The 12,217-nt window shown below is 69.7% G+C and carries 13 protein-coding genes and 1 pseudogene; 3 read left to right on the forward strand and 11 right to left on the reverse strand.

From position 1 onward, the window contains the following. Positions 1-1,088 precede the first annotated feature (1,088 nt). From rdgB to WH85_RS44495, 4 genes are all read right to left on the reverse strand, one after another. The gene (gene rdgB, locus WH85_RS44480; RefSeq protein WP_045748256.1) at positions 1,089-1,703 is read right to left on the reverse strand and encodes an RdgB/HAM1 family non-canonical purine NTP pyrophosphatase; all 615 of its coding nucleotides are present in this window, start codon (positions 1,701-1,703) and stop codon (positions 1,089-1,091) included. Further along, the gene (rph, locus tag WH85_RS44485; RefSeq protein ID WP_045748257.1) at positions 1,700-2,428 is read right to left on the reverse strand and encodes a ribonuclease PH; all 729 of its coding nucleotides are present in this window, start codon (positions 2,426-2,428) and stop codon (positions 1,700-1,702) included. The genes rdgB and rph overlap by 4 nt, the downstream gene beginning before the upstream one ends. Positions 2,429-2,438: 10 nt before the next feature. Continuing rightward, on the reverse strand, positions 2,439-3,662 hold the full coding sequence (locus tag WH85_RS44490) for a glycosyltransferase (RefSeq protein WP_045748258.1): 1,224 nt from the start codon (positions 3,660-3,662) through the stop codon (positions 2,439-2,441). Positions 3,663-3,729: 67 nt separating this feature from the next. After that, entirely contained in the window at positions 3,730-4,476 is a 747-nt protein-coding gene (locus tag WH85_RS44495) for an MBL fold metallo-hydrolase (protein WP_045748259.1), read from the reverse strand. 248 nt (positions 4,477-4,724) lie between these two features. Between WH85_RS44495 and WH85_RS44500 the strand changes: the two genes are divergently transcribed. After that, positions 4,725-5,054: a hypothetical protein gene (locus WH85_RS44500; RefSeq protein WP_245674366.1), complete on the forward strand. Its 330-nt coding sequence runs from the start codon at positions 4,725-4,727 to the stop codon at positions 5,052-5,054. On the opposite strand, the gene WH85_RS44505 is transcribed toward WH85_RS44500, so the two are convergent. From WH85_RS44505 to clpS, 5 genes and pseudogenes are all read right to left on the reverse strand, one after another. Next, the gene (locus tag WH85_RS44505) at positions 5,051-6,016 is read right to left on the reverse strand and encodes a PLP-dependent cysteine synthase family protein (RefSeq protein WP_045748260.1); all 966 of its coding nucleotides are present in this window, start codon (positions 6,014-6,016) and stop codon (positions 5,051-5,053) included. The genes WH85_RS44500 and WH85_RS44505 overlap by 4 nt on opposite strands. 5 nt (positions 6,017-6,021) lie before the next feature. Next, entirely contained in the window at positions 6,022-6,336 is a 315-nt protein-coding gene (locus WH85_RS44510; RefSeq protein ID WP_045748261.1) for a MoaD/ThiS family protein, read from the reverse strand. 55 nt (positions 6,337-6,391) lie between these two features. Then, positions 6,392-6,888: pseudogene (locus tag WH85_RS44515) on the reverse strand (M67 family metallopeptidase). 61 nt (positions 6,889-6,949) lie between these two features. Next, on the reverse strand, positions 6,950-7,450 hold the full coding sequence (locus tag WH85_RS44520; protein WP_045748262.1) for a DUF2017 domain-containing protein: 501 nt from the start codon (positions 7,448-7,450) through the stop codon (positions 6,950-6,952). A gap of 19 nt (positions 7,451-7,469) precedes the next feature. After that, on the reverse strand, positions 7,470-7,760 hold the full coding sequence (clpS, locus tag WH85_RS44525) for an ATP-dependent Clp protease adapter ClpS (RefSeq protein ID WP_045748263.1): 291 nt from the start codon (positions 7,758-7,760) through the stop codon (positions 7,470-7,472). Positions 7,761-7,853: 93 nt separating this feature from the next. Between clpS and WH85_RS44530 the strand changes: the two genes are divergently transcribed. Further along, the gene (locus WH85_RS44530) at positions 7,854-9,137 is read left to right on the forward strand and encodes a nicotinate phosphoribosyltransferase (RefSeq protein WP_169792574.1); all 1,284 of its coding nucleotides are present in this window, start codon (positions 7,854-7,856) and stop codon (positions 9,135-9,137) included. 9 nt (positions 9,138-9,146) lie between these two features. Next, positions 9,147-9,725, forward strand: a complete 579-nt coding sequence (locus WH85_RS44535) for an isochorismatase family protein (RefSeq protein ID WP_045748264.1) — start codon at positions 9,147-9,149, stop codon at positions 9,723-9,725. Between the two features lie 225 nt (positions 9,726-9,950). Here the strand turns inward: WH85_RS44535 and WH85_RS44540 are convergent, their stop codons facing one another. Both WH85_RS44540 and WH85_RS44545 read right to left on the reverse strand, forming a co-directional pair. Then, positions 9,951-11,246 (reverse strand): MFS transporter, encoded by a 1,296-nt coding sequence (locus WH85_RS44540; protein ID WP_157411607.1) that lies wholly within the window; start codon positions 11,244-11,246, stop codon positions 9,951-9,953. 182 nt (positions 11,247-11,428) lie between these two features. Further along, positions 11,429-12,217: cytochrome c oxidase subunit I (locus WH85_RS44545; RefSeq protein ID WP_045748266.1), on the reverse strand; the 789-nt coding region annotated here is incomplete at its 5' end.

The following is a 12,217-nucleotide window of genomic DNA, read 5'->3' on the forward strand; positions in this document are numbered from 1 at the left end:
AGCGGCATGGATCAACCCGCCCGCAGAGAACCAGGCTGACCAGCAGATTCACTCAAAGAATCCGTGATCAACCCGCCTCAAAAATCTTGACACGTTCCGACCGACCATGAACGACGGCTCGACCCAACCCAGCCGTCACCCACGGTCGCCCACAGCCCACAAACCGACCATGAACGACGGCCCGACTGACCGAGCCGTCGCCAACAGCTGCCCAGAAGACGAAAGTCAGCCACCAGCAACGGCTCAGGAGCACCCAGCCGTCGCACACGGTCAAATCCGGCCCGCGGACGGACCACGGTTGACGGCCGAGCCGCCTGAGCCGCCGACCACGGCTGTTCCAGAGACATGACCCAGCCGCCAACGACGGCCCGGAACTCCCCAGCCGTCAGCGACGGCTCCCGGTCGCCAGCCGTCGCCCAGGGCTGCCACCCGACGGAAAGTCAACCGTGGACGACGGCTGGCTCGGCCCGGCCGTCGGTCAAGGCTGTCACCCGGCCAGAAATCAACCACAGACGACGGCTGGCCCAACCCAGCCGTCGGTCAAGGCTGTCACCCGACCAGAAATCAACCACAGACGACGGCTGGCCCAACCCAGCCGTCGGTCAAGGCTGTCACCCGACCAGAAATCAACCACAGACGACGGCTGGCTCGGCTCGGCCGTCGACCAGGGCTGGTTACCGGTGTCGGTCAGGGCTGGTTACCGGCGGGCGGTTTCAAGGCGTCGGGCCGGGGCGGTGCACGAGACGTGCGGGGCCGGGCTGGGACACGCAACATATGGGGCCGGCGTGGACACGGGCGTGGGCCCCAGAAGAAGAACAGCGGGACCTGTTGGCCGGACGCGAATGCGGGACCTGCGGGACCGCGTGGAGACGGGGCGTGGCTGCAGGGCGGGACGCGTGGGGCGTCGGGACGCGTGGGGCGTCGGGACGCGTGGGGCGCCAGGTGGGCAGCTCAGCCCGGCAGCGGCGGCACAGGCGGGACGGCGCAGGGAGGCCGCTTCGCAGCCACGGGAGGTGTGGTTCGGCGGGAGCGGCCGGTTACGCGTACCAGAAAAGGGGCGTGACCGGCTGCTCCCGCCGCAACCGACGTCAGCGGGGCAGTTCCTTGGCGATGACCTTGGCCAATTCGCGGAAGGCCTTGCCGCGGTGGCTGATCGCGTCCTTCTCGGCCGGGCTGAGCTCGGCGTTGGTGCGGTCCTGGCCGTCGCCGATGAAGATCGGGTCGTAGCCGAAGCCGCCCTCGCCGCGCGGGGAGCGCAGCAGGCGGCCGGTCTGGCGGCCCTCGACGAGGTGTTCGCGGCCGTTCGGCAGGACCAGGGCGGCGGCGCAGACGAAGGCTCCGCCGCGCTGCTCGTCGGTGACGTCGGAGATCTGTGCCAGGACCAGGTCGAGGTTGGCTTTGTCGTCGCCGTGGCCGCCGGACCAGCGGGCGCTGAAGACGCCGGGCATGCCGTTGAGGGCGTTGACCGCGATGCCGGAGTCGTCGGCGACCGTGGGCAGGCCGGTGCGTTTCGCGCCCTCGCGGGCCTTGATCAGCGCGTTCTCGCCGAAGGTGAGGCCGGTCTCGGGGACGTCCGGGTAGCCGGGGAAGTCGCCCAGGCCGGCCAGTTCGACCTGCTGGAGGCCGAGCGCCGCGTCGAGGATCCGCTGCAGCTCGGCCAGCTTCTTCTGGTTGCCGGTCGCCAGCAGGAGACGAGCGCTCATGCGGCCAGCGCCTTCTGCTGTGCGGCCGCGAGCTCGGCGCACCCGAGGATGCCCAGGTCGAGCATCGCGTCGAGCTGGGCGCGTTTGAAGACGCCGTTCTCGCCGGTGCCCTGCACCTCGACGAAGTCGCCCTCGCCGGTGCAGACGATGTTCATGTCGACCTCGGCGGCGACGTCCTCGACGTAGTTGAGGTCGAGGCGCGGCTCGCCGTCGATGATGCCGACGCTGATCGCCTGGATCGAGGTGTGCAGCACCTTGTCGACCTTGCCGGCGAGCGACTTGCGGTCGGCCAGCCAGGTGACGGCGTCGTGCAGGGCGACGTAGGCGCCGGTGATGGCCGCGGTGCGGGTGCCACCGTCGGCCTGCAGCACGTCGCAGTCGAGCACGATCGAGTTCTCCCCGAGCGCCTTCAGGTCGATGCAGGCCCGCAGGCTGCGCCCGATCAGGCGGGAGATCTCCTGGGTGCGGCCGCCGACCTTGCCCTTGACGCTCTCGCGGTCACCGCGCGTGTTGGTCGCGCGCGGGAGCATCGCGTATTCCGCGGTGACCCAGCCGAGGCCGGACCCCTTGCGCCAGCGGGGCACCCCCTCGGTGACGCTGGCCGTGCAGAGCACACGGGTGTTGCCGAACTCCACCAGCACCGATCCCTCGGGGTGGATGCTCCATTGCCGGGTCAGGGTCACCGGTCGCAGCTGGTCGGCCGCTCGGCCGTCGGGTCGCGCCATACCCCCAACCCTATGCGTAACGTGCCGCCCCGGCTTCGTCCGCCCCGGGCTTGCGACTCTGCGGCGTGGCGGAACGCATCATCGGCACCGCTGGGCGCAGCAGTGCCGACTGTGCCGGGGCCGTCGCCGGGTCCGGGACGGCCTGGTGCGCCTCCAGGAATCCCTGGACGGCCTTGGACCATCCGAAGTTCTCCGCGCGGGCCCGGGCGGCGGCCCGGCGTTCCGCCTCGGGGCGTTCCATCAGGCGGCTCACCGCGTCGGCGATGGCGTCCGCCGTGCCGGGCACCGCGATGCCGGCGTCGCCGACCACCTCGGGCAGGGCGCTCTGCTCGTTGACGACGACCGGGGTGCCGCAGGCCAGCGCCTCCAGGGCGGCCAGGCCGAACGTCTCCACCGGGCCTGGGGCGATCGCCACGTCCGCGCTGGCGAGCAGGGCGGACACGGTGGTGCGGTCGGAGATGTGCCCGGCGAAACGCACCGGCAGGCGGGCCGCACGGTACGCCAGAGCCGTCCGCCGGGTCCCGTCGCCGGCCATCACCAGCACCGCCGGGACCTTGCCGTTGCGCAGGGCGGCGACCGCGTCGACGGCGAGTTCGGGCCGTTTCGCCGCGGACAGCCGGCTGCAGTAGACCATCAGCAGCTCGTCGGGGCGGGCGTACCGGGCGCGGACGGCGGCGTCCATCTTGGTGGGGTGGAACAGTTTGAGGTCGACGCCGAGCGGCACCTCGACCAGGTTCGGCACGTCGATGCGGCGGAACTCCTCGGCGGCGAACGCGGTGGTGCAGACGATCGTGTCGAACGCCGCGGCGGTGCGCCGGTTGAAACGGTCGGCGAGCGCGTCGCGTTTCGGCATGCCCCAGACGCCGAGCAGGCCGGCCAGGCTCTCGTGGGAGACCATCATCGAACGCACGCCGCGCTGCCGGGCCCAGTTGCCGGTCCAGCGCAGGGTGGTGCGGTCGGAGACCTCGATCCGGTCCGGTTCCAGGCTGTCCAGCAGCTTCGCCAGCTCACGCCGGCCGGCCAGCACGCGGTATCCGCCGGTGCGGGGCAGCGGCGCGCTGGGCAGGGTGATGACCCGCCCCTGCTTCGTCATCTTGTCCGAATACCGACGGCCGGGAACGATCAGGACAGGCTCATGCCCGGCCCGCAGATAGCCGCGTCCGAGTTGCCGCAGCGCGGTACGCAGGCCACCGGTGTGGACCGTGACGAAGTTGGCCAGGCGAACGATGCGCAATGCGACAACTCCAAGATCACGACACGTGGTGCATCGGTGCTAGCGCCGATCTCGCCCCGTCACCGGCTCAGAGATCGTATCTGGCCCCCGGCCGGACGACTTCGACCGGTCCCGCGTACGCCGCGGTGGCTGCCTCCACAATAGAAGCCTCACTCGCCCAGGCCGGAACGAGATGGGTCAGCAGCAGCCGTCCCACGTCCGCCTTGGTGGCCGCCTCGCCCGCCTCGCCGCCGGTCAGGTGCAGGTCCGGGGGGTTCTGCACGCCGTCGAGGTAACTTGCCTCACAGAGGAACAGGTCGGCGCTGGCGGCCAGCCGCAGCAACGCCTCGCAAGGGGCCGTATCCGAGGAGTAGGCGAGAACCCGGCCGTCGTGCTCGATCCGGACGCCGTACGTCTCGACCGGATGGTTGACCCGGTCGACGGTGACCGTCAACGGCCCGATCGGGAACGTGCCGGGCTGCAGACCGTAGAAGGTGTAGACGTCGTCGACCGGTTCGGCCTCGGTGCTGTAGGCCGCGGCGATCCGCTCGGCCGCGCCCAGGGGTGCGTAGACCGGCAGGGCGGGCAGCGGGCCGGCCGGGTCGTAGCGCCGGACCACGACGTAGGTGCACGCGTCCAGCATGTGGTCGCAGTGCAGGTGAGTGAGAAGGATGGCGTCGATGCCCCGCATGTCCGAGTAGCGTTGCAGCGCGGACAACGATCCGGAGCCGAAGTCGATCAGGAGCCGGAAACCCTCCGCTTCCACGAGGTAGGCCGAACACGCCGACTCGGGGCCGGGGAAACTGCCGGCACAACCGAGAACGGTTAGTCGCATGCGGGTCCCTCTGGCTCACACTGGGTCGTCCACTGGTTTGTCCACGGCCCCGCCGACCGGTCCGTGCCGGGACTGTCAGACCAGTCAGTCACGGAGCGAAGCGTACGCCGCGGCCAGTGTCTCGCGTTAACAACTGATCGATTTGTCGCTAAATCGACAACGCACATCACAGACGCCGTGACCTCGGTCATCACCTTTGCACCGTCACGGCAGGTATTGCATCCGCGTTGCTCAGGGTGAGGACTTCGATGGTCATCGGAGGAGGCTACGTGACGGCGGCCGAACACGCCCGCACTACCCGGACCGACGCTCCGGAAAACGTGAAACCGGTCTTCCGCTTCCCCACCCCGGACGACCCGCCGCCCGGCACGGGCCGGATTCTCGCCATGGCGCTCTACGGCGCGGTGCTGGGAGTCGCCGGCATCGTGGTGGTCGCGCGCGGCGGGCCGCCGATGCTCGTCCTCGCCGGCACGGCGCCGCTGGCCGCCGCGTTCCTGGCGCTGCACCGGCGGTGGCTGCCGTGGCTCCTGATGGCCGCGGCAGCCCCGCCTCTGATCGGTGCGTTACTGCTGCTCTAGGCCCACAGTTGGCCTTCGAGAGCCTCTTCCGCGTCGTTGAGCGTGCCTCCGTACGCCCCGGTGGAGAGGTATTTCCAGCCACCGTCGGCGATCACGAACGCGACGTCGGCCCGTTTGCCGTTGCGGACCGCCTCGTGCGCGACGGCGAGCGCGGCGTGCAGGATCGCGCCACTGGAGAAACCGGCGAACAGGCCCTCCACCTCGACCAGCTGCCGGGTCCGCAACACGGCGTCCCGGGTGCCGACCGAGAACCGGCGGTCCAGCACGGTCGCGTCGTACAGCTCGGGGACGTAGCCCTCGTCGATGTTGCGCAGGCCGTAGACCACTTCGCCGTACCGCGGCTCGGCGGCGACGATCTGGATGCCGTCGACCTTCTCCTTGAGGAACCGGCCGGTGCCCATCAGGGTGCCGGTGGTGCCCAGGCCCGCCACGAAGTGCGTGATCGTGGGCAGGTCGTGCAGCAGTTCGGGGCCGGTGGTCTCGAAGTGCGCGCGGGCGTTGGCCTGATTGCCGTACTGGAACAGCATCTTCCAGTCGGGGTGTTCGACGGCGATCTGCTTGGCGGTCGCCACCGCCTGGTTCGAACCGCCGGCGGCCGGCGAGAAGATGATCTCCGCGCCGTACATCCGGAGGATCTGCACGCGCTCGGCCGACACGTTCTCCGGCATCACGCAGACCAGGCGGTAGCCGCGCAGCTTGGCGACCATGGCCAGGGCGATGCCGGTGTTGCCACTGGTCGGCTCGAGGATGGTGTCACCGGGACGCAGGTGACCGGACTCCTCGGCCTCGCGCACCATGAACAGTGCGGCGCGGTCCTTGATGCTGCCGGTCGGATTGCGGTCCTCGAGCTTGGCCCACAGCCGAACCGGCGGTGCCCCCTCGGGCACCGTCGGCGACAGGCGGGGCAGGCCGACGAGCGGCGTGCCCCCGCACGCGTCGAGCAGGCTCTCGAAACGAGCCATCGGGGTTAGCGGCCCAGGAACGCGGCGGCTGCCGCGAAGCCGAGAGCGCCACCGGCGACGGCCGGCAGGATGGTGATCGAGTCGCCGTCCTTGAGCTTCGCGTCGAGCGCGCCCAGGAAGCGGACGTCCTCGTCGTTGACGTAGATGTTCACGAAGCGGTGCAGGCCACCCTCGGCGGTGATCAGCCGGCCCTTGAGGCCGCTGTGCTTGCCGTCCAGGTCGTCGATCAGCGCGGTCAGCGTGTCGCCGGCGCCCTCGACGACCTTCGCGCCGCCGGTGTAGTTGCGCAGGATGGTGGGGATGCGAACTTCGATGGCCATGGTGGGAAAACTCCTCGCAGAAGTCGAACGTGAAAAGGCAGGGCCGGATCCGGTGTCAGCGACAGCGACACTCGTAGAAGACCGACGCCGGGCTCTGCCCGAACATGTACGACTGCACGGCGATGGAAATCACGCCTTCACCGTCGCATCCACGATGTTGACCTCTTCCTCGGCCACCACACCGTCCACGATACGGAACGAGCGGATCTCCTCGGAGTCCGGCTCGCGGGTCGAGACGAGCAGGTAGTGCGCGTTCGGCTCACCGGCGAACGAGATGTCCGTCCGGGACGGGAACGCCTCGGTCGCGGTGTGCGAGTGGTAGATCACCACCGGCTCCTCGTCGAGGTCGTCCATCTCGCGCCAGACCCGCAGCTGCTCCATCGAGTCGAACTCGTAGAACGTCATCGACCGGGCGGCGTTGTCCATCGGGAGGTGCCGCGACGGCACGTCACTGCCGATCGCGCCGGCGACGACACCACACGCCTCGTCGGGGTGATCCCGGCGGGCGTGGGCGACGATCGCGTCCACGATCGTACGGTCGATGGTCAGCACGGCGTTCACATTACCGTGACAGTCGGTCGCGGGATGCGTGGCGGTGCACACACCGGGAGTGCTACTTGATCTCTGGGAGCGCGTTGAGCAGCGACTCCTGGAGATAGCCGAGATAGGCGTAGACCGACAGCTGGAACACCCGGCTGGAACCCGGGTCCTCCAGGACCGCCTGGTCCAGTTCGTCGCTGAGGTCGGTCTCGGCGCCGATGTCGAGACGGGTGCCCATCGCCAGCCGGGCGTCGTTGATCGCCATCAGCCACGCCTCGGCAGCCTCACCGTCCAGCCGGACCTCGCCCTCGCCCTCGTCCGGCAACGCCGCGAGGATCGCGCCCGCCTGATCGATCTTGGCGGTCTTGAGATCACTCTCGGTGTAGAGCCGGAACTCCTGCGAATCCTCCGGGCTGTCCGGATAGATGTCCGGGAAAAGCCGGGAGACCACCGGATCGGTGTGGTCCATCCCGTCGGTCAACAGACCGACCACCTCGCCGGCGACCTTCTTCAGGACCCGGACCTCGTCATACGCGAATGTGGCGACACAGTGGCCACCGCTGCGTCGGAACATGTTCTCCCCACCCGCCTCGTCAGGACCGGTCCACCGTCGCCCAGAGACCGTATCCGTGCAGTCGGTTGGCGTCCATTTCCATCCGCTCCCGGGCGCCGATGGAGACCACCGCCTTGCCCTTCGTGTGCACGTCCATCATCAGCCTCTCGGCCTTGTCCTTGCTGTAGCCGAAGAGTTTCTGGAAAACCCAGGTCACATACGACATCAGGTTGACCGGATCGTCCCAGACGATGGTCACCCACGGACGGTCCGCTTCCGGTTCTTCCTGGATCTCCGGCGTCTCGACGGGAGCAACCTGAGGCAACGCCATGCCCCCCATGGTGCCACCGGATCCGCGGAACCGGTGAACCGGAGCACCGAACCACCGTTCACCCGTGGTTCCGGGCGCAATAGGGTAGGTGCCGTGGAGAGCACGCCGGCCCTGATGACGGACCATTACGAGCTGACGATGATCAGCGCCGCCCTGAAGGACGGCACCGCGGATCGGCGGTGCGTCTTCGAGGTTTTCACCCGGCGGCTGCCCACCGGGCGACGCTACGGCGTGGTGGCCGGCATCGGTCGCCTGATCGAGGAGATCGCCGCGTTCCGCTTCGGCCCGGACGAGATCGACTACCTGCGGTCCGCCGGCGTGGTCGACGAGACCACCGCCACGTGGCTCGCCGGCTACCGGTTCACCGGTGAGGTCGAGGGCTACGCCGAGGGCGAGCTGTTCTTCCCCGGATCACCGATCCTGACCGTTTCCGGCACCTTCGCCGAGTGCGTCGTGCTGGAGACGCTGATCCTGTCGGTGCTCAACCACGACAGCGCCATCGCGGCCGCCGCGGCCCGCATGGTCACCGCCGCCCGCGGCCGGCCGATCATCGAGATGGGCTCCCGGCGCACCCACGAGCACGCCGCGGTCGCCGCGGCCCGGGCCTCCTACCTGGCCGGATTCGCCTCGACGTCGAACCTCGCGGCCGGCCGGGCCTACGGCATCCCGACCACGGGCACCTCGGCACACGCGTTCACCCTGCTGCACGACGACGAGCCGACCGCGTTCGGATCGCAGGTCGCGGCGCTGGGCAAGAACACCACGCTGCTGGTCGACACGTACGACATCAGCCAGGGCATCCGCAACGCCATCGCGGTGGCCGGGCCGGACCTGCGGGCGGTCCGCATCGACTCCGGCGACCTGTCCGTTCTCGCCCAGCAGTCCCGGGAACTCCTCGACTCCCTCGGCGCCACCGAGACAAAGATCATCGTCTCCGGTGACATGGACGAGTACTCGATCGCCACCCTCGCCGCCGAACCGGTCGACATGTACGGCGCCGGCACCGCCGTGGTCACCGGCTCCGGGGCGCCCACCGCCGGGCTGGTCTACAAGCTCGTCGAGGTCGAGGGCCGACCGGTCGTCAAACGCTCGGAGAACAAGGCGACCGTCGGCGGGCGCAAGACCGCGGTCCGGCGGCACAAGCCCACCGGCACCGCGATCGAGGAGATCGTCTTCTCCCAGGGCGTCCCCGACCACCAGGCCAACGACCGGCTGCTGCAGCGCACGTACATCGCCGCCGGCGAGGTCGTCGACATCCCCCGCCTGGCCGAATCCCGCGAACACCTGCGCCAGTGCCTGATCTCCATCCCGTGGGAGGGCCTGAAACTCTCCGCGGGCGATCCCGCCATCCCGGTCGTCATCGTTCCCACCGCCTAGGGGGTTCCCGTGCCACGCGCGCTGATCATCGTCGACGTCCAGAACGACTTCTGCGAGGGCGGTTCCCTGCCCGTCGCCGGGGGCGCCGCCGTCGCCAAGGGCATCTCCCTGGTCCTGGCCAAGGCCGGCGACCGCTGGGACCACGTGGTGGCCACCAAGGACTGGCACATCGACCCGGGCACCCACTTCAGCGACCACCCCGACTTCGTGGACACCTGGCCGGTGCACTGCGTGGTCGGTTCCAGCGGCGCCGACTTCCACCCCGAACTGGTGACCGACCGGATCGAAGAGGTATTCCACAAGGGCGAATACGCGGCGGCGTACTCGGGTTTCGAGGGCCGGAGCGAGTCCGGCGAAACCCTCGCCGCCTGGTTGCAGGCCAGGGGAGTCACCGACGTCGAGGTCGTGGGCATCGCCACCGATCATTGTGTACGCGCTACCGCACTCGACGCGTCGACGGCCGGATTCGCGACCACCGTGGTGCTGGAACTGACCGCAGGGGTGGCGCACACGACGACCGAGGCCGCCCTGGAGCAGTTCAAGGCCGCCGCGATCGCCACCACCGGGGCTCCCGTCCTGGGCGTCTGACGCCGCAGGCCGTTGCTCAGGGCTGCTGCGCAGGCCGGGAGGCAACCCTGAGCGACGGCTGGTCGGGTCACGGCAGGTGACGGCCGCTCCGGACTGTCCGAGCGGGCTGTGACAGCCCCGGACGACGGCAGGGAGGGTGCTCGCCGGGTCAGCCGGCCTCGGCGACGTCAGAGACCGGCTGAGCGGGCCGGACCCAGCCGACCTGATGCCGGCCGGACCGCGGCGTCAGTCGGTCTTGCTGACTGCCGGGGACTGCGGGGTGGGCAGGACCGCCACCGCGGGCTCGCCGGGGAGCGGCTCCGCGAGCAGTGCCTCGGACCGGTCCGCGCTGCGACGGCGCAGTTCGGTGGGGAGGACCACCAGGGCGACCAGCACACCGACCGCGCCGACGGCCACGAAACCCCACTCCGGGCCGATCCGGTCGATGGCCACGCCGGCCAGCGGGCCGCCCATCGCCACGCCGACGGTCAGGGCCGAGTTGTGCAGGCCCATCGCCTCGCCGCGGGCCGAAGCCGGGATCATCCGGCTGATCGCGTCGGAACTGGCCGTGATGGTCGGCGCGCACAGGGCACCCGCCGGGGCGATCAGCAGGGCGAGCAACCACCAGTGGTCCCCGCCGAGGCCGATCGGGATGGTCAGCACCGCCATCGGGACGAACAGGGCCAGGGCGGGCAGGCCGCGCTTCACCGTCCCGTACGCGAAACCGCCCAGCAGGGAGAAGAACGCCCACAGCGACAGCACCAGACCGGTCCACTCGACCTGACCGGAGTCGCGCAGCACCGCCACCACGGCCACGTCGGTGCCGGAGAGGACCAGCGTGGCGGCCATGGTGACCGCCAGGACGGCGACGAACCGGGGCTTGAGCCAACTGCTGCGTGGCACCCGGCCACCGGCGTCGACCGTCTCCTCGTGGGCGCCCCGGATCGGCGGGTTGAGCAGCCACAGGCCGATGCCGGAGAGCAGGATGCCGGCGGCCAGGCAGAGCATCGCGACGCGGGAACCGGCGGTGGTGGCGATCAGCACGCCGAGGGCCGGACCGGCCATGAAGGACAGCTCGGTGGTCATCGAGTCGAGGGCGAACGCGGGCAGCCGGTGCGACTCGGGCGTGAGGGCCGCGATCGACTGCCGGGCCACCGAGAACGCGGGCAGCGCCAGGAAACCGCCGATCGCCGCCACCGGCAGCAGAGCCCAGTAGGGCAGCGCCTGGGCGACCAGCCAGTAGGCGACCTCGGCGACGGTGGTGAGGACGAGGACCGGGCGCAGGCCGATCCGGTCGATCAGCCGGCCCATCACCGGGGCGCCGAACGAGCCGCCGAGGGTGGCCGACGCGCCGACCAGGCCGGCCGCGGCGTAGTTGTTCGGCAGGAGGTCAGTGACGACGTGCAGGGTGAGCACCACCGCGGCGGCCGCGATCGGCACCCGGGCGAGGGTGGCGACCACCAGCAACGAGCGGATCTTGGGCAGCGAGAGTGTTTCCCGGTAAGGCGTGAGCAACATGACGATCCTGACCTCCCCGCCGATCCTGCCGGAAGGGTGAGACAGAAACCACCGGGTTTGACACAGCTCACGTGCCGCGCCGAAAACGGCCCTGGTGAGCCGGGCGAGAAGGAACAGGAGAGGAGTACGTGGGTGAACAGAAACAGACCGGCCCGCGATCCCCGGTGAGGGGGTCGCGGGCCGGTCCGGTCAGTCGGTGACGAGCGTCAGCGGTTGCTGTCGACGTCTTCGGTGTAGGTCGCTCCACCGTCGGACTCGCTGGTCAGCGGCCGGGCGCCGCCTTCCGGCGGGCCGGCGAGCGAGTGGCCGGCGGCCAGCTCCGGGAACTTCAGGTCGAACGCGGGACGCTCGGACCGGATCCGCGGCATGTGGTCGAAGTTGCGCAGCGGCGGCGGCGTGGTGGTCGCCCACTCGAGCGAGTTGCCGTGGCCCCACGGGTCGTCGGCGGTGGTCACCTTGCCGACCTTGTACGACTTCCACACGTTGTAGATGAACGGCAGCGTCGAGAGTCCGAGGACGAACGAGCCGATCGTCGAGAACGTGTTCAGGAAGGTGAAGCCGTCCGCGGGCAGGTAGTCGACGTACCGCCGGGGCATGCCCTTGGTGCCGAGCCAGTGCTGCACCAGGAAGGTGCCGTGGAAGCCGAGGAAGGTCAGCCAGAAGTGGATCTTCGCAAGACGCTCGTCGAGCATCCGGCCGTACATCTTCGGGAACCAGAAGTAGATCCCGGCGAACACCGCGAACACGATCGTGCCGAAGAGCACGTAGTGGAAGTGCGCGATCACGAAGTACGAGTCGGAGACGTGGAAGTCGATCGGCGGGGCCGCGAGCAGCACGCCGGAGAGACCACCGAAGAGGAACGTCACCAGGAAGCCGACCGCGAAGAGCATCGGCGACTCGAAGCTGATCTGGCCGCGCCACATGGTGCCGATCCAGACGAAGAACTTCATGCCGGTCGGTACCGCGATCATGAAGCTCAGGAAGCTGAAGAACGG

Source organism: Actinoplanes rectilineatus, from assembly GCF_000962825.1.
Taxonomy (GTDB): Bacteria; Actinomycetota; Actinomycetes; order Mycobacteriales; family Micromonosporaceae; genus Actinoplanes; species Actinoplanes rectilineatus.

What these genes read in the sequence shown, in the direction of transcription:
- WH85_RS44500 (WP_245674366.1), top strand. Translation starts at nt 4,725, where the DNA reads ATGGTCATCGGAGGAGGCTACGTGACGGCGGCCGAACACGCCCGCACT.
- WH85_RS44505 (WP_045748260.1), bottom strand. Translation starts at nt 6,016, where the DNA reads ATGGCTCGTTTCGAGAGCCTGCTCGACGCGTGCGGGGGCACGCCGCTC.
- clpS (WP_045748263.1), bottom strand. Translation starts at nt 7,760, where the DNA reads ATGGCGTTGCCTCAGGTTGCTCCCGTCGAGACGCCGGAGATCCAGGAA.
- rdgB (WP_045748256.1), bottom strand. Translation starts at nt 1,703, where the DNA reads ATGAGCGCTCGTCTCCTGCTGGCGACCGGCAACCAGAAGAAGCTGGCC.
- WH85_RS44520 (WP_045748262.1), bottom strand. Translation starts at nt 7,450, where the DNA reads ATGTTCCGACGCAGCGGTGGCCACTGTGTCGCCACATTCGCGTATGAC.
- WH85_RS44495 (WP_045748259.1), bottom strand. Translation starts at nt 4,476, where the DNA reads ATGCGACTAACCGTTCTCGGTTGTGCCGGCAGTTTCCCCGGCCCCGAG.
- rph (WP_045748257.1), bottom strand. Translation starts at nt 2,428, where the DNA reads ATGGCGCGACCCGACGGCCGAGCGGCCGACCAGCTGCGACCGGTGACC.
- WH85_RS44510 (WP_045748261.1), bottom strand. Translation starts at nt 6,336, where the DNA reads ATGGCCATCGAAGTTCGCATCCCCACCATCCTGCGCAACTACACCGGC.